Consider the following 18827-nt stretch of genomic DNA (forward strand, 5'->3'; position numbering starts at 1 on the left):
TGGGTGCTGAACGTCAGGGACTACGGCAGGAAAGCGCAGAACGCCCTGTTCGACACACACGTATAGACCGGAGATAATGAGTTTAGATACTCAGAGCATTGAAGAGGTATAACGTGATCGATCACAACGCTGCAACCCCCTTGTATGTGCAGATCGAACAAGAAATCCGCGATCGTATTGCTCGCGGAGAATGGTCGCCGGGCAATCGTATTCCCTCCGAGAAGTCGCTCAACGAAATGTTCGGTGTTTCGCGAATGACAGTCAGGGGAGTGCTTACCACTCTGGTTGATAGCGGAGTTCTCCACCGCGTGCCCGGCAAGGGTACATTCGTCTCCGAGTCGAAGATCGAAGCCCGATCCCCCGCATATCAAGGCATCCGCGAACAACTTGAGGAAATGGGTCTTGAGACTGAAACGGAGTTGTTGGCACTTGAGACCGTGACACCTGATGAACGTTTGAGAAAAAAGCTGAACCTTGGCTACGGTATTGCGGTTTATCACATCGTACGCCGTCGCCTGGTCAAGGGCGTACCCGTCAGCCTACATAGCAGCTATGTTCCAACATCCCTTGCTCCGGGCCTGGACGGTCACGACGTAGTTGACCAACAACTTTGTGTGGTTCTTGAGAAAGAGTTTCATCTGAAACGTGCGGTCACCCGGGAGACGCTTGAAGCTGTAGGTGCCTATTCGGAAGAAGCGTCGTTGCTCGATTTACCCGGAGGCTCACCAATACTGCTTTTGGAAGACTCGATCAGCGATTCGTCAGGCAGGGTCTTTGAATATTCGAAGATCTGCTTCCGTGGCGACCGAGTGAGTTTATCGTTTGAATACACCGAAGACTGAGTGAGCTAGACCCTAGATACCACGTAGTCCTCGGCTCTGGGATCGGGTGGCGTGTGGAGTCCAGAACGTTTGAACTCCACACGCAGTTGATAGTTCTAGAGCGGAAGCGCCGCACGAATGTCGATACTCCCAAGGCCAAACCCGTACACCAAAAGCACTGCCAAGAGAGCTCCAATGATTGGCCCGACGATCGGCACCCAGGAATAGGACCAGTCGGATCCGCCTTTTCCTTTGATGGGTAGTACCGCGTGCGCAACTCGGGCGCCGAGGTCACGGGCGGGATTAAGCGCAAATCCAGTAGGCCCGCCAAGTGATGCTCCAATTCCGACAATCACAAGGGCAACAGCGAGGGGGCCAACGGATGTCGGCGTACCACCAGCCACCATCACGAAACCAATGAGCACTGCCGTCGCGATGATTTCCGTGACAAGGTTCCAACCGTAAGACCGAATAGCCGGTCCGGTAGCGAATACTCCAAGCTTCTCATCTGCTGGCGCCACCTGGTCGAACTGCTTCTTAAAAGTCAAATAACAGAGAACAGCACCCATAAATGCACCGAGCATTTGGGCGACGATGTAGACCGCTATATTTCCGGCGGTCACGGGTATTGCTGTCTCAGTTCCCACGGCCGCGCCATTAAGAGTTACCTCTGGATCAAAGAGGTAGGCGAATGCTTTAGCGATTGTCACGGCGGGGTTGAGGTGACCTCCTGTCTTCCAAGCGGCGTAGACACCTACAAAGACGCCTAAGCCCCACCCCCAAGTCACCAATAACCATCCACTGCCACGTCCCTTTGAGGACGGTAGTAAGTTTGTGGCCACAACACCCGTCCCAAGCAGCAGCAAAATCGCCGTGCCTAGAAATTCTGAAGCGAACACATCCCATAGATTCCACACAGTTCTGCGGACTCCTTTCGCGCCTTTGCGCATCTGGTTTCCGTTCCACGGGAGCGAAACGGCATCGCATTGGCCCTCGCCCGCTGTACCTGTCTATTCCGCCATGTTCGGCATAATTTCAGAATCGCTGACCCGATTGTAATCTCGAGTAGACGCGACCTCAGCGTCGAGTCGGGTGTGCCCGCAGTCGAAAGCAAACGCGTTTTCACTCTTCCGTTGCCCACTGGTCGCAAAGGAACATTAGACGCAAGGTTCCCCAGGGTTCGGGAAGAATTCAGCCCTTACGTAAGCGCCACGGGCGAGCACTGTGCGTTAGGACCCTACAAAGTATAACCGACTAGTTCTAGTCCGGTCTATACAGATATGTGTTCAGGCCAACTACCTGGGTAACCTCAAGCTACCGCCATATGACGATTCCGCTGACTTTATCGGTGCGTCTTGTCTCTATCTGATCGGCAACGCCGGAAGGAAGTCAGAAGCGATCATCGGGGATCGCCTCCGTGCTTCCATCGTTATGATCTGGCGGATATGAGAAGGTCGGCTCCTTCTCTTGGAGCCGACCTTCTTAAAATCTGCGGTACTACTTCGAAGCTTCCACCATCTTGGTCGCAGCTACAACAGAGTCAAGCATCGCGTTTACTTCGTCGACCCTACGCTCTGCCGGGGTGAAGTTGCCCTGATCATCGAACTCAGTGAACAAACCCAGCTCAACAGCAGCGCGCTGGTCCAGCATGCCAAAGTTAGCAAGGCTTAGGCGCCACGCCTCGACGGCGCGAACACCACTCGAAGAACCGTATGAAACAAATCCGACTGGCTTTCCCATCCATTCGACGGCAAGCGAGTCCACAGCATTCTTGAATGCGCCTGGGACGGAATGGTTGTACTCGGGGGTTACGAACACGAAGGCATCGCAACTTCCGATCGCAGCGCTCCAAGCCTGAACTTCAGGGGTCGAGTACTTACCGCCAGCCATCGCCGGATGCCTCGGGTCAGTCAATAACGGAACATTGAATTTCTTGAGGTCGATGAGCTCGTAGTCGGCATCACCGCGCTTTTGCGCAATCTCGTCGACCCACTCTGCCACCTTGATTCCGTTGCGGCCCTCACGAATCGAGCCTGCAATAATGCCAACTTTCAAACTATTCTCCTAATCAACAACGCCATAGAGGCGGTCGCCCGCGTCACCAAGACCAGGGACAATGTATGCCTTCTCATTAAGCTTTTCGTCAACTGCAGCGACAACAATCTTCACGTCAGCACGATCACCGATCTGCTTCTCTACTTCCGCCAAGCCTTCCGGAGCGGCGAGGATACATACCGCGGTCACATCTTTCGCGCCGTGCTCAAGCAGGTAATTGATCGCCGCGACCAGAGTGTGACCGGTAGCGAGCATCGGATCAACTACGAAACACTGACGACCCGAAATGTCATCGGGCAGACGCCTCGCGTAAGTTTCAATCTCAAGCGAATCCTCGTCCCGCCTCATTCCCAAGAAACCAACCTCAGCGGTCGGAAGCAGTCGGGTCATTCCATCGAGCATGCCCAATCCAGCACGAAGCACAGGAACGACGATTGGAAGCGGAGACTTAAGTTTTACCCCGGTAGTCGGAGCCACCGGGGTCTGAATATCGACTTCCTCGACATTCACGTTTCGTGTGGCTTCATAGGCGAGCAGGGTAACTAACTCGTCGACCAACTGGCGGAAGACGGGTGAAGAGGTCTCCTTGTTTCGAAGGACGGTCAGCTTGTGATTCACAAGTGGGTGATCGGCGACGTGTAGTTGCATGACCCCAGGATATACGCCGCGCTGTAGCCTTAGAACGTGAACTACAACCAGCGGTATGAGAGCTCAATGACCAGAGCCCTGCTCCACGCTCACCGTGCACAGACGGACGGCGATGTCCCGGTCGGCGCACTAGTTCTGGATTCTTCAGGCGAGACCATTGGAAGCGGCTGGAATAGACGCGAAGCGGACTGTGATCCCACGGCTCATGCCGAGGTGCTTGCTCTCCGACAAGCGGGCGCTGCACTCGGGACGTGGAACCTCACCGGATGCACTTTAGTCGTAACCCTCGAACCGTGCACCATGTGCGCGGGCGCCATTGTGAATAGTCGAATCAGCACCCTGGTGTTCGGCGCTTGGGATGCCAAGGCTGGTGCCTGCGGCAGCATTCGCGATGTTGTGCGCGACGCACGCCTAAATCACAAGGTAGAGGTTGTTCCCGGAATTCTCGAAGAGGAGGCGAGCGCACAACTGCGTACATTCTTCGCTTCAAAACGTAGTTGAATATGACTATGGGGGTCATCTGAGCCGCTTCCCCTTCCGACACCACTGGACCCGTTGAGAGAGCCATGCCCGCGATAGACAAGATTGATGAAGTAAGCAGAGCAACTACCTCGACCGGCACATTCGAGATTCATTCGGCCGGAGCCCACCTGTCTCGTTGGGATTCTGTGACTTACGGCCCTTTGATATTCAGCCCTTGTGCGGCCGACTATGGAGTCGGCCGTAGCCCCCACGGAGGGGTCCCTATTTGCTTCCCCTGGTTCGGTGTTCCAACACACGCCGATCCGGACGACCATGACGGCCACACCTCGGATCATCCTCCGTTCCTCGGACAGTCGGGAGCAACAGAGAAGCACGGATTCGTTCGGTTCCTAAACTGGCACCTCATCGAAAACGAAACGGATGAAAGAGGCATCTGGCGCGTTGCCTACCGCATAACTGATCAGGACGTACCAGAGGCAATGGTCGAAGTTCTGGAACCCTTTACAGCAGAACTCCAGGCAACGCTCGGGGATGCAACGGCTTCGCTGTCGCTCACTGTCACAAACACCGGATCAGAACCCTTCTATTTCGAGGAGGCGTTGCACACCTATTTTAGGGTTGGGGACATCGAGGATGTTGAGGTCCAGGGATTCGAAGGTTTAGTGCATGTCGACACGACTCTTGGTGGTTCGCAGACGGACCGGCTCGCAGTTCAGCGGGGACCGATTATGTTTGGGGAAGAGGTTGATCGAATCTATCCGACCGAGAACTCACCGAGAATTCTCGATTACAAGCTGGGCCGCCAAATAGAGATTGAAAACGAGAACTCTGGGACAACTGTCGTGTGGAATCCTGGCCCAGAGTTTGGCGAGCAACTTCCAGATCTCTCCGAGGGTGAGTGGCGTCAATATGTCTGCGTCGAGACGGCGAACGCGAGAGACGCCGCGATTCACCTAGGACCCGGAGAGTCTTACACCATGACGGCGAACTACACCGTGACCGAACTCTTGAGCTGACCGGAGAGAGTTTCATGAGTGACGAGCAACGAAAGCCGCTTCCCAAGCATGAGTTACGGCAGGGTGAGGGTTCCTTTTACTTCAGAAATTCCGACCAGCGTTGGATTGGGGTCGTTGACCTTGGACGCGACGAAACCGGGAAGCGCAAACGAATCATTGTCTCAGACCGGGACGAAGACTCGGCTTGGGACAAGTTCCAAGCAAAGCGACGTGAGGTGTTTGCTGGTCTACAAGAAAGCGGACGCAACAGCGCGGAAGAGGTAATCGGCGCTGCTCGCTCGTTCGGACAGAACCCCGTCCGAGCCCTGGTGCAGGCTGGATACCTCTACGAATCAGAAACCCGGGGCCTGGACGTAGAGTAGGAGACCCCGGTCAACGCATCGCAAGACAAGCAAGCTAACATGTCGCCGAGAGGCGTTGGGTCGGCGCGCGAAGTAGGGGGAATTTGCGGCGCGAGACACTAGACCGCCAAGCGCGATGCCATTTTCTTCATGGCTCTCGCCGCGTCAGTTTCCAAGCGTTTGCTCGGCGACTTGTACCAGGTCAGGCCGATACTCTTCGGATTGACCGCGACCAGTCTTCCTTTGTCCACAATCAGAGGTCGGAACATCCCGTTGCCTCCCGGGCAGATCAACTTCTCACCGACCTTGTCCGTTAGGCAGCTTCGGTCCTTATATCCGACATGGAGTTCGTCGAACATCGCCAAGTACATCGTCTTGCTCGCATCCTCGCGATTCTCATCGAGTAGGTCCCACAGGTCCGACCGCAGATAGAACGTTGGCGTCTTCATGCCCGAGGGAGAGCCTGGCACCAACCGCTTCCCCTCCAGATGAGCAGTTGTCAGTCGAAGAGTAGCGTCGGGCATCCCAGCTATTGGGACTTGGTCGGCCCGCCCACCTTCTTCACCATTTCTACTGACTTTGCCCGTCGAGTTCTGGGAAACGGCGCCTCCCAGTCCCGAAACCTGATCCGCCAACCTACCGGCGTTCGGGTCCGGCGTCTGTGCCACAGAATGGTTGTCTGAAAACTCGTCCACCTGATTGATGTTAAGAAGCGCATCGGCCAGGGCTTGTCGGGAAACTCTTAGGCCAGCGCCGGTCCAGCGAGCCAAATCCTGATCGGTAACCGGCCCGTGGGTGATTGCGTATCGTCGGGCGATCTCTGCGAATGCTATTCGTTTGGCTTCCGGGTCACCATCGTCGAGACGTTCAGCCCAACCGCGTGGGTCCTCCGGTAGGGAGTAAGTATCCACGATCAAGTGTTCGTTTCCTCGAAGTGGACCGCTGACGAACGTTCCGTCACCATGAAATTGAACGAAGAGAATGTAGATCAGTCGCGCCCTTTCCTCTTCCGAAAGGTGCGAACCGACCCCGTTTGCAAGCCAGCTCTTGCGCATTCCCGCGCGTGTCTGGGGACCATCCGCAAGTGCATCACGTGCCACTTCCCGGGCATGCATGATGTGTCGGTCCTCAAGTCCGATCTCTGCTGCAGCCCGCCTGAACCAAGAATTATCCCCATCCAAGGCGCGAAGCCATCGATAATCCTCAGCGGTCGTGATATGAAGTGTTCCGCGGAAAGGCCAGGACCTCACCAACTGCCCGGACTCGAAGGCTCTAGTAACGTCCGAGCCGAGGGAAGCGAGTGTCCGGCTAATCAGTGAGTGCGGAACGTTTGAAGTGATCTGCCCCTGAGTCGCCAACATTCTGCCGACTACCTGAACCGGAGTTGAGGCGGCGGTCGCCGGGATCAGACCCTGTGCAACAATCCGCATCAGGTTCAGTTCAACTGGCAAGTCCTTGGCACTAATCGACATGAAACCCCATCAACCCATAGCTCTCTGGCGGCTCACACCTCGACCCGCACGCTTAGTCTCGCGAGACTCCGGCACGGCCTGCCTTGAGTAACCCACTTGAGGCGCACCCCAAGGCCGATCAGGGTTGGACACCCGGGACACGGTGCCCAACCCTCGCATGTGGCTGCTGTTTACTCGCCAGCCGCCGCATTTAGCAGATCAAGCAGTTCTTTTGCCGCATCGCGAATCGAGAAATGATCATACTGCGCAGCGCGTTCTTCGGCCGCGATAAGACCTGAGCGGCACACCACCTTGTAGTCTCCGTATGGGAATGAATAGTCGGTCTTCTCGCCGCGGCTACCCCCAGACTTAACCCCAAGATGCCACTTTGCAAACTGACCCATTCCTTCCTTGTGGATGAGTTCGTTCTGCTGCTCGGTGTCGGGATTGACCTCTCCCCAATCGTCCTCTTCCGTCGAGTACTTACCCTCAGCAATCAGCTTCTTGGCGAACTCGACTGCCTCCTGGTTTACTTCAATGCTCATGTTGCCCTCCCGTATCCGTTGCCGAGGAATGTCCCCGTTTTACACACCAATTCTAGCCAACAACCCCCACAACACCTGTCGATCGATTACTCGATAGCGCCCCGTGTTCCGGTGATGGCCGTAAGCCCGGCAAAAGCTCCGCCCGCGCTTGGTATCTGTGGCCTGAATCTTCGTTATGCCCCAAGGTAACACCCACCGCCGACATCACGGTATCCTCACTGTTCAGACGCAGGTGTTCCAGCTAGGTGTCCGGAAGGAAAACCCGTAATGAGACCACGCATCGCAATCTGCGGTATCCACATCGAGAGTTCCACCTTTACCCCATACGTCTCGGTGGAATCAGATTTTGATGTGTTGCGCGGCGCGGAGCTACTGGACCGATACGACTGGATAAATGATGACTGGTCGCAGCAGGTTGAGTGGCTCCCAATTCTGCGGGCAGGAGCACTTCCGGGAGGAGTGGTAGAACGCTCAGCCTATGACGGTTGGAAGCAAGAAATTGTCGAAGGTCTCCATACTCTCACGAACCAGGTCCCCCTTGATGGACTCTACTTTGACATCCATGGAGCTATGAGCGTGCAAGGAATCAATGATGCAGAAGGTGACCTAATAGCTGCGATTCGAAATGTAATCGGAAACGAGCCCCTGGTCTCTGCCTCGATGGACCTGCATGGAAACATATCGCAGACCCTCTTCGATAGCTGCGACATGATGACCTGCTATCGACTAGCACCTCATGAGGACGTGTGGGAAACCCGCGAACGCGGCGCACGCAACCTCGTTGATCGACTCATTGCGGGATTGGGGAAACCCGTTAAGGCTCTGGCACACGTTCCCATTTTGCTGCCAGGAGAGAAGACATCCACTCGAATCGAACCCGCGAAAGGCCTCTACGGGATGATCCCTGAGGTCGAGGCTCGCCCCGGTATCATCGACGCGTCCATTTGGGTCGGTTTCGCTTGGGCTGACCAACCGCGATGCAAGGGAGCAGTAGCTGTCTTTGGTGACGACACTGGGGACGTGGCCACGCAAACGGCCCGGCTAGCTAAAGCGTTCTGGGACGCGCACGAGAAATTCGAGTTCGTGGCACCCGTGGATTCTATCGAGGGTTGCCTGGAGTATGCGATTGATGCACCCAAGCCGTTCTTTATCTCCGATACCGGGGACAACCCCGGAGCGGGCGGAGCAGACGATGTGACTGTGGTGCTCGCGGCACTCCTCGACTGGGCACCGGTGAGGGACTCGACACTAGACGTCCTCTATGCCTCGATCCTCGACCCCGAGTCCGCGATCTCGGCGGCAACAGCGGGGGTCGGTGCAACAGTGGAGCTATCAGTCGGAGGTAAGGTCGACTCTCGTGCTCCCGGACCGGTACCGCTGATAGCGGAGGTTCTCTCTGTGACCGAGGATCCGCGCGGCGGCAAGACGGCGGCACTCAAGAGCGGCGGACTCACCCTGCTTGTCACGGAGAATCGAAATCAGTACGCGAGTCTTGAGCAGTACCTTGCTGTTGGAGTTGATCCTCGTACGGCTGACGTTGTCGTGGTGAAAATTGGATACCTGGAGCCTGATCTATACGAGATCAAGGCAGACTGGAAGATGGCGTTGACGCCGGGCGGGGTCGATCAAGACCTGGTTCGGCTCGGCCACCGACACATCGACCGACCAATGTTCCCGTTTGACAGGTTCAGTTGTGACCCTGAGATCCGCGTTGAGGTGGTAGAGCCGCAAGCAACCGCTCGCTCCACGCCCAGAGCCTGACCGCTGCAGCTCGGTCCAAGTAGGGCTCAAATGGCCTCCGCGTAGTAACCGGACCGAAGGTGCCGAACCACTTTGCCGGTGCGAACATGGTGAGTTCACTAGAATCGGTCAACGCCGCCTCGACCGCCGGGGCTGCCCCATCTGCTGTGCTGTTTCCGACGTGCCGGACCGCCCAATTCACGACGTTCGAGGGGATCATGTGTCGCAACGTAGGCGCAATTTCGGATCCGGGAGTGACCCCTGGATGAGCTAACTGGACGCTTATTCCCCAATGACTTGCAAGTGAGCGCCGCTCTAACTCCATCCCGAACAATCCCAAAGCGATCTTTGACTGCTGATAGGCCCGCGCCGCGCCCACGCCAGGCTTCCCTGGCGATGCCCCTAACTTCCCAAACGAACCGCCGAGACTGCCCTGGAACACCACTCGCGCGTGCCCTGCTTTTAGGAGGGGCAACAACCCCTCAACTAGTGCGAAGTTCGCGAGGTAGTTCGTTTCGAACACCAGGTCCAAGCCATCAGCTGAAACCTGGGGTTCTCCCTCGCCCAGAGGAATAATCCCAGCATTCAGCACCAGCAGATCAATTTGGTTGCCCTCGTCTACCAGTCGGTCGCACATCTCCCGAATCGACTCTAGATCCGAAAGATCCATGTGAAGCGCACGAAACGAGAGTTCCGGGAACTCCTCCTTCAGGTCGAAGATAACCCGCTCAACCTTCTTCTGATTTCGCGCCGGAAGAATCCACTCATCGACGTACGGGGACAGTCCTCGAGCGATCTCAAATCCAATACCTCCGGTTACGCCGGTTATCATCGCACGTCGAAACCGCTTAGCTGCGCCTGTCATATAAAGATCGTAAAGGACTCTTGGAAACTCAGTTGCGTTCGGCCGTCATGGAAGGTCATGACGGTAGAGTTCTTTCGTGAGCGTTGACCCGCCAACCCGGGATAGCCAAGGTCTATCTGGATACCTCCACCGTCGCCGCCGCGACGCCTCCTCTTGGAACATTGAGCGGGACGCCATGTTTCGGGAGATGATGTCGGCGGCCAACGATGGGATTATCTCCTCTGCCGCGATCATCCAAGGCCTGCTGAGCGGGGGTGCCACCGGCCAAGAAGCGGTCATCGGGGTCGCGGCGCTGATCGTCATAGGAATAGTCGCCACTGCGGCGGCACAGTACTCCGAAGTGCAGTCCGAACGGAACGCCCAGATCCGCATTGTTGAGGAGGAGCAGGCAGCCCTCGCAACATCACCCGAGACAGAGCACCAAGAACTCGTCGAGATCTATCAAAGCAAGGGACTGTCAGCCGGACTCGCCCACGCTGTCGCGACCGAACTGATGGCAAACGACCCGCTACAGGCGCAGCTCACCGACGAGTATGGCCTTGTCGAGATAGCGGGTCCGTGGACTCCATGGACGGCCGCTTTGCGGTCAGCCGGAGCGTTCTTTGTCGGTTCGGCATTACCGTTGCTTTTCCTCCTGATCCTGCCCTGGGATATTCGTGGAGAGGTAACTGTCGTGTCGGTGCTAATTGCGCTTGCCGTGTCCGGATGGATCGGACACCTGGTAGACCACTCCTCACCGTGGCGATCGATGTTTCGGACCATACTGGTGGGCGCGGTCATCTTGGGCATCTCCACACTCGCCGGTTCGTTGGTGACGTTCTAAGTTTCCGCCCAAAACACTCATGCGCTCAGGGACAGCGTTGGTCACGAAAAAGTTACCCAGAGACCGGCAATCCTAGTTGGGGGTTAACGAGAGCCCAGTCTCGTGGTATTGGCGAACCAACATCTAGTGATGATCGTGAAGCCGATCATACGGCTGACCGGAAATTCATGGTTACCCCGGCAAAACACTTTCAGTAATCCGCATTATTTCGGGCATTCGGCAACATAAAGAACCTGGCCGCTACCGCCTGAGGGATGACATTCCGCCTCCGGTAGGACTTAACTACTAGGCAGAACTTCACCACAGGTCTAGAGTTAGGAAAGCCTAACCTAACATAAATAGGTCTGGCACGACCATTGTTCTACCCACAGGGGTTCACTTATGCAGGCGGTAGCCCGCGAGCGCGTTAGACGCCTTCCTGCCATTGCCGCACTATTCCTAGCACTCTGCCTAGTTGGGGCAATTTCCGCACCGTCGGCAAACGCGGACGAGAAAGACTGGGCTCCGGTAGCAGAACAGATGGAGGAGATCCTCAGTGGGATCCCCGACCAGTACGCTGCCGATGATGTCACCGCTATCGAGACATCAATCCGACAGGCATACTACGAGGTCTACCAGGTCTCTGGCCTCGAATCCGAGATCGATCACCGACTCGGTTCGGAACAGGCAGAGGATTTCTACGCGCAACTGCTGGCCCTTCGCGATTTAGCGCGAGGAGGAGCCTCTCAGGAGGAGGTCACAAACGCGGTTGACGATGTCATGTTCCAGCTTCAGGGCGACGTGGCAGAACTCGCGGATGCTCCCGAGGTCACCGACAAGTGGACCCGCGTTGCCGATCGTGCGATCGAGTCGTTGGAAACCGCGAAATCCGCTTACGCCGAAGGCGATTTTCAAGGTGCCGCTAACGGTGCCCGTGACGCCTACCTGGCCCACTACGAAGCAGACGGCCTTGAGAAGGCCTCCATCTCATACCTGGGGCAGGCCCGTGTTAGTGAGCTTGAGTCCATGTTTACCCAACTCCGCCAGCTGGGTCGCGACGGTGATGTCTCGGTCGACGAATACAACACCATCGCCAACACCCTCATCCAAGCCCTACAGGATGACGCAGCAGAACTCGACCAGCTAACCTCTAGCTCCGAACTGGGTTGGGCCGGATTCTGGGCCTCGTTCCTTATCCTCCTTCGTGAGGGTGCCGAAGCCATGTTGGTCGTCGCCGCCCTTGTCACCTACGCAAAGAAGGCCGGACGCAAAGACCAGTTGGCCGGAATCCTGATCGGGGTTGGCGCGGCAATCCTCCTGGCAATAGGGATCGCGTTTGCCTTCTCAAGACTCACAGCCTCGGTCGCCTCGGGTTTCGGTCAGGAACTAATCGAAGGCATCACTGGCATACTCGCCGTGATCATGCTGATCTGGGCATCAAACTGGATTCTTTCCAAGGCAAGCGGCAAACGCTGGGACGCATACATCAAGAAGCAGGCTGGGGAGCAGGTTAAGGGCGGAACCTTCGCTCTCGCCTCCGTGGCTTTCCTCGCGGTTCTACGTGAAGGCGCCGAGACCATCCTCTTCTTCTCACCAATCCTCGCCGCAAGCAAAACCAGTACCGACAACGCCAAGATCTGGCTGGGCGTGGGTGCCGCCGTCCTGATACTCGCCGTAATCTTCCTTCTGGTCTGGGCGTTCGGTGTCAGGCTTCCCATGCAGGCCTTCTTTAAGTGGACCTCGGTGCTGCTCGGTGTTCTGGCTATCACCATCGCCGGTGGTGCAATCAAGGAGTTCCAAGACGCCACCCTGATTCCCGTGACGGTGGTCGAGGGTGCACCTACCATCAGCTTCCTCGGCCTCTACCCAACAGTCGAGACTCTTGTCGCCCAGCTCATCGTCATCGGGGTCTTAGTGGCGTTAGCAATCGTGCAGTTCAGAGCATCCCGCAAGGCAGAACTCGAACCTGGCGATGACGAACCTACGCACGAGGAAACTCCCACCGAGACCACAGATATGAGTACCACTCACTCTGAGCACGATCCCAACCCTGTCGCCCACTAAAACCCTACCCATCGCAGCACCAAACGAAAGGAAACGGCATTGAATACACGCAAGGTGTTTGCCGCACTATCAGGACTCACCCTGATCATGGCTCTGGGCGCCTGCTCAAGCGATAACTCGGCTGAAAGCAAGGAGGCCGAAAAGACTGTCTCAGAGGAGGCCACCGAGACAGTGGAGGAAGGCGATGATGCGGTCATCGGCGCCGACAAAGACACCGCTGGTATCAACGAACTCCCTGTTGGCGACTCCGGCCCGCAGACTAACGGTCCCCTAACCGTCGATCTGGTCTACTTCCAGGCTGTTGACATGGAGCACGGTTCGATGGCCATGCCTCCCGCATCCGAATCCGATATGCACTTTGAGGTCGACCTGGTCACCACCGAGGAAGCAAATGAGTGGGGATACGAAGCCGACCAGTTCCTCCCGTATCTGACCGTTACTGCGGTCGCCACTAACCAGGACACCGGCGAAGAAATTGATCTTGGCACCATGATGCCGATGATTGCGGCTGATGGCCCTCACTATGGAAACAACATCAAGTTGCCGGCTGGTAGCTACGACGTCGAAGTTACCGTCGCTTCCCCAGCTGACTCATTTATGCTGCACACCGGAAACGACACTTCTGCCGTCAAGGGCCGCTTCTGGGATGAGCCCCTGAAGTTCGAGTTCAAGAACTGGCAATGGGACGGTCAGCTCATCTGACCATAAGACTTAAGCGGTCCTTTTCTAGGTTCACAACCGCTTAAGGTTGGGTGGCGCTCGTAGCCAAAATTGCGGGCGCCACCCATCTTCCACGTAAACGATCCGACCAAAGACAGCAGGGAATAGATGCTAGAGGAATTTGTTCAGGCCATCCTGAGCTCGCTGCCTCTGTGCTTGGCAGTTGCCATCTTGCTTGCCAGCCGTGCCTACGCTCCTCGGGAGCGCCGTACCACCGACCGTGTTACTTCCGCTGTCCTGATCTCCGGCTTAGTTGTCGCGGCCGTAATCGCCTGGCTCCGACTCAACACCGCTCTGATCAATATCCCAACCTTCAACACATATGTTGGCTCGGCAACCATCGTTGCAGTGGTCGGATTCCTAATTGCTGTCTGGGCTTTCGGATCCCGCAACCTGCACTCACCTGAGCAGACCCCCCGACATCGCCTACTGACGGTCACTAGCAGCATTGCTCTGGCCCTGTCCTCGATCTTCTATGGGTTTACATACTTCTTCATGATGGACGGCATCGTTCCGATGGGCGCCAATCTATTCGACACCCAGTCGTTGCTGCGCCTGTCCGGATACGCCCTCGGCACCATCCTGGTGATCGTCGCCGCCTGGGGCTACGTTGTCTCCGCCCGCCGCGTCCCCTGGTACGTCCGCACTTCGATCACCACTATCGTCTTCGCCGCGATGATCGTTCCCCGATCACTTTTGCTCTACCAACAGTTCGCCGCGCACGGCCTGGTACCCCGTAGCAATTTCGTCTTCAGGCTGGTTCTCTGGATCCAACACAACGAAGCCGCCACCCAGTTGGCGCTAGCCGCGCTAATCGCGCTGCCGGGAATCGTCGCGCTGTGGACCTACCCTCGCACAAAACCCGCCAACTCCGCGCAGGTTCGAATCCAGAAGGCAGACCACGTTTCCCGCCGCGAGTTCTTCGGCCTTTCCATCGCTGGCTCAGCAATCTTCCTCGGAGCACTCACGGTCGGCAAGAAGATTGCCGACCACGTTCCTGAACTCTCACCCATCGAGGCTTCCTCGGTCGAGGGTGAATGGGTCACCGTCTCCCGCGAACTGGTCAGTGACGGTCATCTTCACCGATTCGCATACGAGGCAGAGGACGGCACAGCAGTCCGTTTCCTCGCCATCAAGAAAAATGAGATCGCCTACGGCACGGGACTTGATGCCTGCGAGATTTGCGGGGACTCCGGATACTACGAGAAGAACGGCAAGGTTATCTGCCGCGAGTGCGATGTCATGATGAACATCCAAACCATCGGCTTCCCCGGCGGGTGCAACCCGATTCCCATCGCCTACGAACTGACCGATGACAAGCTCAAGTTCTCTGCCGCAGAACTTGAGAGCCACGCCCAAGTCTTCCGGAGCTGACCCGTGTTCTTTTGGAAAATGACATTTCGCTCGCTCAGTCGTCAGGTCGGCAAGCGCCTGATGATCGCAGCTACCGTCTTCTTGGGGGTTGGCCTCACCACCTCAATGTTCGCCGTCATGCTGGACATCGGCGACAAGATGCAGGCCGAACTCTCCTCCTTCGGCGCGAACATCCGCGTCGTCCCGAAGGGCGCCGCAGTAGTGACCGACATGTACGACGTCGACGGCGGCGCCGTTGCTGGCTACATTGACGAATCCGAAATTCCTAACCTCAAGACGATCTTCTGGGGCTACAACATCGAGTACTTCACTCCGTTTCTTGCCACAACCGCCATTGCCGACGGCGAAGACGTTCAGGTTGTCGGTACCTGGTTCGACCACGAAATGAAGGTCAAGACGGGTGAGGAACTAACCACCGGCGTTCGCGACATGCGCGAGTGGTGGGAGGTAAGCGGGCAGTGGCCCGCGAGTGAAGGCGAAGCCATGGTCGGCTCCCGTCTGGCGAAGAACCGGGGCTGGTCCCCCGGAGACACCATCGTTTTGACCGAGGAGAACCACACTCAAACCGTCACAGTTTCCGGCACCTTCAGTTCCGGTTCGGACGAGGATTCCCAGTTGTTCGTTGAACTACCAGTTGCGCAGTCGCTGGCAGATCGGGCGGGCGAGGTTGATCGCCTCGAAGTTCGTGCCATCACCACCCCGGACAACGATCTGGCTCGCCGGGCAGCTGCGGACCCATCAACTCTCTCCCTGTCCGAGTGGGAGACCTGGTACTGCACCGCATATGTTTCCTCCATCGCCTATCAAATTGAGGAAACGATGACGAACGTAGACGCCAGCGCGGTTCGCGCAGTGGCAGACAACGAGGGTTCAATCCTAGAAAAGACCCAGATGATCATGACGTTTGTGGCAATCTTCGCGATGGTTGCGGCGGCCCTGGGTATCGCCAACCTAGTAACCGCCTCGGTCATGGAACGTTCGAAAGAAATTGGTCTGATGAAGGCCCTCGGCGCCCGGAACAAATCGATAGTTGCTTCACTGATGTCCGAAACATTCATCGTCGCTGGCGTTGGAGCGATCCTCGGTTTCGCTGCGGGGGTCGGACTGGCTCAGGTAGTCGGACACCTGGTATTTGGATCGTCAATCGCAATAAGACCCATCCTCATCCCACTGATGATCGTCATTACGCTGGTCGCTGTTGCGCTGGGTTCACTTCCTTCCATGCGGTACCTACTGAAACTGCGCCCCGCCGCAGTGCTTCACGGGAGGTAGACCGATGGACACTCATCAGAAGATGTACGCCAAGATGATCGGCCGGTCGTTCTTGCGCCGATTCTCTCGAGTAATGATTGCCTCCCTAGCGATAGCGGTCGGCGCAGCAACGCTCTCCGGGCTGGGTATCGTTGCTTACACGGTGCCGAAACAGATGCAGATGGAACTACGCTCTTACGGCGCGAACATGATCGTTCTGCCGGGTGGTCCGGAAGGCATGAGTCAGGCTGAAGTAGAGACTGCGAGCGAGGCACTCCCTGACGCTCTGGGTCACGCCGCCTACCAGTACACCAACCTGCTCTATAGCCAGCAGGCCCTGTCAGTGATGGGCGTCGACTTCGATGACGCCCAGCGGGTACGGCCCTACTGGGAGATCAGCGGGGAGATTCCGACAAAGGATAACCAGGTGCTCGTCGGCGACAAGGTCGCTGAACAGTACCGATTCCGGATCGGAGACACCGTCGGGCTAACAGAACCAACAGTTGTCGACGGGACCGCGAAAAATCTCAAGATTTCGGGAATACTGCATACCGGAGGCGCCGAAGACGAACTGGTCATTATGAGCCCGGACGTGTTGAGGGAGTTCACTGGAACGCCCTCGTACTCCCTCGTCGAGTTCTCGCTGAATGCGGACCAGGACACTCTGACCACGGCTGCGGAGGAGTTCAACGAAGCGAACCCCAACATGGACGCCGAAGTGGTGCGGCGCATTAGTGAGTCGGAAACCGGGATCGCTAACACTCTATCGACGCTGATCATTATCGTCACCGCGATCATTTCGCTGTTGACCATAATTTCGATCTCCGCGACTCTGAACGCGGTGGTGTCAGAGCGGGCGAAGGAAATCGGCCTAAAGAAAGCTCTGGGTGCATTATCGGGCGATATCATGCGGGAGTTCTTGGGCGAGGCCGTCGTCCTTGGAACCTTCGGCGGTCTGATTGGCTCTGGAATTGGTATTTGGATTGCCGACTATCTTTCGATGCAGGCATTCGCGATGCGCGTCCAGGTCCCGTGGTGGATCATCCCGGTGACACTGGCTTTCTCAATCGCTATCGCAGTGATCGGGTCTCTGGGACCGGCAAGGCGCATCTCCCGAATCAAACCCGTTGACGTACTAGGTGGGGAATAGGAATGACTCACGCAATCGCAGTGATCGGGTCCCTGCGACCCGCAAAGCCCCACCCCTCGAATCAAACCCGTTGTGACGTACTAGGTAGGAGCAGACATGACTGCTGAAGGAACAGCAACGACGGCCCCCGATGCTACGGGCGACTCCGCCTTCGACTCAGATGACATCATCATCTCGATCCAAAACGTTTCGCGTCGGTACGGTGACCTAGCAGCACTCGACGACGTGAGCCTGTCGATTAGGAGGGGCGAGTGGGTCTCCATCGTAGGCCCCTCCGGATCTGGGAAGTCGACACTGATGAACATCATCGGTTGCATGGACAGCCCAACCGAGGGGATAGTTCTGCTTGAAGGTGACCGCCTCGACAAGATGGGCGAACCTGAACTGGCAGCGGTGCGGCGCAACAAGATTGGCCTAGTCTTTCAGCAGTTTCACCTAGTGCAACATCTGAACGCCGTCGAAAACGTCGAATTAGCGCAGTATTACCACTCGCTACCCGATGAGAACGAGGCGCTTGAAGCCCTCGCCCGCGTCGGTATGGCCGAGCGCGCCACTCACCTGCCGCGCGAACTATCCGGTGGTGAGCAGCAACGCGTCTGCGTGGCGCGGGCGCTGATCAACCACCCCGACATCATCCTGGCGGATGAGCCGACGGGTAACTTGGACGAGGCAAATGAGAAAATAGTCATCGACTTCTTCCACACGCTAAACGATGCCGGAACCACACTGATCGTGGTTACCCACGACGCAGAGGTTGCAGCTCAGGGCGATCGGCAGATCATTCTGGAACACGGCAGAATCGCCCGAGAGATCGGCGGATTAGAGGATAGCCACACCACCAAGAAGCGTCCGGAAAGTATCAGAGGAGACCATAGTGAGTGATTCACGCGCGCGTCGTCGCGGTGCTCTACAACAGAACCGAGTCCTTCGAGGTGGGGCGGGATTGGTGCTCGCCGCCTCGGCTCTTGCTCTCGGCGGTTGCGCTACAGGCAACTACCCCGGAGATCCTGCCAACACACTTCCTGACGGGGATTACACAGGACAGTCGGTCCCCGAAGCCGACGGCTCCTATGGGGTTGTGAACTTTACCGTCGAAGGTGGTCAGGTCACCGCGGCTGACTTCCTGATGTTTGACGAAGATGGCACGCCGCATGATGATAACTACGGCTTAGGATCCGGTGGAGTGCCTGCAGATGAGGCGTTCTATCAACGAGCCCAAAACGCCATTCTCGCTGAGCAAGGATACGTCAGCCAATTCGTTGAGGCCGGGGATCAGGAACAGGTGGAAACCATTGCCGGAGCTTCACTGTCGTATCGAGCCTTCCGAAGCGCGGTCTCGGATGCAGTCATGAATGCTGGCGCCTAGGGTTTGTCTCCTACGCTGTAGTGACCGGGAAATCCGCGCCTGAGCACAGATTTAGGGGACACTCCCTAACGCTCCCGCTACGAGCTGGCGATGCTGCATCGACGCTGCTTTCAGTAACCTTGCGGTGAAAGAGTA

19 protein-coding genes are annotated in these 18827 nt (G+C 56.9%); 13 read left to right on the top strand and 6 right to left on the bottom strand.

The genetic code is table 11. The features are described 5' to 3' along the window. Positions 1–113 precede the first annotated feature (113 nt). Positions 114–842, top strand: coding sequence for a GntR family transcriptional regulator (locus U6G28_03360; GenBank protein WRS30737.1), 729 nt, complete (start codon positions 114–116; stop codon positions 840–842). A 95-nt stretch (positions 843–937) separates the two neighbouring features. Here the strand turns inward: U6G28_03360 and U6G28_03365 are convergent, their stop codons facing one another. The 3 genes from U6G28_03365 to upp all read right to left on the bottom strand — a co-directional run bounded on the left by U6G28_03365 (position 938) and on the right by upp (position 3524). After that, positions 938–1738, bottom strand: a complete 801-nt coding sequence (locus tag U6G28_03365) for an MIP/aquaporin family protein (GenBank protein WRS30738.1) — start codon at positions 1736–1738, stop codon at positions 938–940. Between the two features lie 580 nt (positions 1739–2318). Further along, positions 2319–2876: an NAD(P)H-dependent oxidoreductase gene (locus tag U6G28_03370; GenBank protein WRS30739.1), complete on the bottom strand. Its 558-nt coding sequence runs from the start codon at positions 2874–2876 to the stop codon at positions 2319–2321. A gap of 9 nt (positions 2877–2885) precedes the next feature. Beyond that, entirely contained in the window at positions 2886–3524 is a 639-nt protein-coding gene (upp, locus tag U6G28_03375; GenBank protein ID WRS30740.1) for a uracil phosphoribosyltransferase, read from the bottom strand. A gap of 36 nt (positions 3525–3560) precedes the next feature. Here upp and tadA point away from each other — a divergent pair, with 36 nt between their 5' ends. From tadA to U6G28_03390, 3 genes are all read left to right on the top strand, one after another. After that, positions 3561–4025, top strand: a complete 465-nt coding sequence (gene tadA / locus U6G28_03380; GenBank protein ID WRS30741.1) for a tRNA adenosine(34) deaminase TadA — start codon at positions 3561–3563, stop codon at positions 4023–4025. 65 nt (positions 4026–4090) lie between these two features. Next, positions 4091–5023 (top strand): D-hexose-6-phosphate mutarotase, encoded by a 933-nt coding sequence (locus U6G28_03385; protein ID WRS30742.1) that lies wholly within the window; start codon positions 4091–4093, stop codon positions 5021–5023. 14 nt (positions 5024–5037) lie between these two features. Next, complete coding sequence (locus tag U6G28_03390; GenBank protein WRS30743.1) at positions 5038–5385, top strand: hypothetical protein; 348 nt, start codon at positions 5038–5040, stop codon at positions 5383–5385. A 98-nt stretch (positions 5386–5483) separates the two neighbouring features. On the opposite strand, the gene U6G28_03395 is transcribed toward U6G28_03390, so the two are convergent. Further along, entirely contained in the window at positions 5484–6836 is a 1353-nt protein-coding gene (locus U6G28_03395; GenBank protein ID WRS30744.1) for a crosslink repair DNA glycosylase YcaQ family protein, read from the bottom strand. Positions 6837–7006: 170 nt separating this feature from the next. Beyond that, positions 7007–7360: a hypothetical protein gene (locus U6G28_03400; protein ID WRS30745.1), complete on the bottom strand. Its 354-nt coding sequence runs from the start codon at positions 7358–7360 to the stop codon at positions 7007–7009. A gap of 267 nt (positions 7361–7627) precedes the next feature. Between U6G28_03400 and U6G28_03405 the strand changes: the two genes are divergently transcribed. Then, positions 7628–9121 carry a M81 family metallopeptidase gene (locus U6G28_03405; GenBank protein ID WRS30746.1) on the top strand — a complete coding sequence of 498 codons (1494 nt, stop codon included), beginning with the start codon at positions 7628–7630 and terminating at the stop codon, positions 9119–9121. Here U6G28_03405 and U6G28_03410 read toward each other — a convergent pair. Then, entirely contained in the window at positions 9048–9965 is a 918-nt protein-coding gene (locus U6G28_03410) for an SDR family NAD(P)-dependent oxidoreductase (GenBank protein WRS30747.1), read from the bottom strand. The genes U6G28_03405 and U6G28_03410 overlap by 74 nt on opposite strands. A gap of 76 nt (positions 9966–10041) precedes the next feature. Here U6G28_03410 and U6G28_03415 point away from each other — a divergent pair, with 76 nt between their 5' ends. From U6G28_03415 to U6G28_03450, 8 genes are all read left to right on the top strand, one after another. Next, positions 10042–10788, top strand: a complete 747-nt coding sequence (locus U6G28_03415; GenBank protein ID WRS30748.1) for a VIT1/CCC1 transporter family protein — start codon at positions 10042–10044, stop codon at positions 10786–10788. A gap of 381 nt (positions 10789–11169) precedes the next feature. Continuing rightward, complete coding sequence (locus tag U6G28_03420) at positions 11170–12831, top strand: FTR1 family protein (GenBank protein WRS30749.1); 1662 nt, start codon at positions 11170–11172, stop codon at positions 12829–12831. Positions 12832–12870: 39 nt separating this feature from the next. Continuing rightward, positions 12871–13533, top strand: a complete 663-nt coding sequence (locus U6G28_03425) for an iron transporter (protein ID WRS30750.1) — start codon at positions 12871–12873, stop codon at positions 13531–13533. Between the two features lie 174 nt (positions 13534–13707). Further along, complete coding sequence (locus U6G28_03430) at positions 13708–14925, top strand: DUF2318 domain-containing protein (GenBank protein ID WRS30751.1); 1218 nt, start codon at positions 13708–13710, stop codon at positions 14923–14925. 18 nt (positions 14926–14943) lie between these two features. After that, positions 14944–16197 carry an ABC transporter permease gene (locus tag U6G28_03435; GenBank protein WRS30752.1) on the top strand — a complete coding sequence of 418 codons (1254 nt, stop codon included), beginning with the start codon at positions 14944–14946 and terminating at the stop codon, positions 16195–16197. A gap of 4 nt (positions 16198–16201) precedes the next feature. After that, on the top strand, positions 16202–17326 hold the full coding sequence (locus tag U6G28_03440) for an FtsX-like permease family protein (GenBank protein WRS30753.1): 1125 nt from the start codon (positions 16202–16204) through the stop codon (positions 17324–17326). Positions 17327–17422: 96 nt separating this feature from the next. Then, positions 17423–18208, top strand: a complete 786-nt coding sequence (locus tag U6G28_03445; GenBank protein WRS30754.1) for an ABC transporter ATP-binding protein — start codon at positions 17423–17425, stop codon at positions 18206–18208. After that, positions 18201–18692: an FMN-binding protein gene (locus tag U6G28_03450; GenBank protein ID WRS30755.1), complete on the top strand. Its 492-nt coding sequence runs from the start codon at positions 18201–18203 to the stop codon at positions 18690–18692. Before U6G28_03445 ends, U6G28_03450 begins: the two co-directional genes overlap by 8 nt. Positions 18693–18827 lie beyond the last annotated feature (135 nt).

The sequence above is a fragment of the Actinomycetaceae bacterium MB13-C1-2 genome, assembly GCA_035621235.1.
Lineage (GTDB): Bacteria > Actinomycetota > Actinomycetes > Actinomycetales > Actinomycetaceae > Scrofimicrobium.

Bases quoted from the DNA above. Each gene is read 5' to 3' on its own strand.
- U6G28_03445 (WRS30754.1), top strand. From the start codon at position 17,423: ATGACTGCTGAAGGAACAGCAACGACGGCCCCCGATGCTACGGGCGAC.
- U6G28_03400 (WRS30745.1), bottom strand. From the start codon at position 7,360: ATGAGCATTGAAGTAAACCAGGAGGCAGTCGAGTTCGCCAAGAAGCTG.
- U6G28_03435 (WRS30752.1), top strand. From the start codon at position 14,944: ATGACATTTCGCTCGCTCAGTCGTCAGGTCGGCAAGCGCCTGATGATC.
- U6G28_03395 (WRS30744.1), bottom strand. From the start codon at position 6,836: ATGTCGATTAGTGCCAAGGACTTGCCAGTTGAACTGAACCTGATGCGG.
- U6G28_03410 (WRS30747.1), bottom strand. From the start codon at position 9,965: ATGACAGGCGCAGCTAAGCGGTTTCGACGTGCGATGATAACCGGCGTA.
- U6G28_03385 (WRS30742.1), top strand. From the start codon at position 4,091: ATGCCCGCGATAGACAAGATTGATGAAGTAAGCAGAGCAACTACCTCG.
- U6G28_03405 (WRS30746.1), top strand. From the start codon at position 7,628: ATGAGACCACGCATCGCAATCTGCGGTATCCACATCGAGAGTTCCACC.
- upp (WRS30740.1), bottom strand. From the start codon at position 3,524: ATGCAACTACACGTCGCCGATCACCCACTTGTGAATCACAAGCTGACC.
- U6G28_03420 (WRS30749.1), top strand. From the start codon at position 11,170: ATGCAGGCGGTAGCCCGCGAGCGCGTTAGACGCCTTCCTGCCATTGCC.
- U6G28_03390 (WRS30743.1), top strand. From the start codon at position 5,038: ATGAGTGACGAGCAACGAAAGCCGCTTCCCAAGCATGAGTTACGGCAG.
- U6G28_03440 (WRS30753.1), top strand. From the start codon at position 16,202: ATGGACACTCATCAGAAGATGTACGCCAAGATGATCGGCCGGTCGTTC.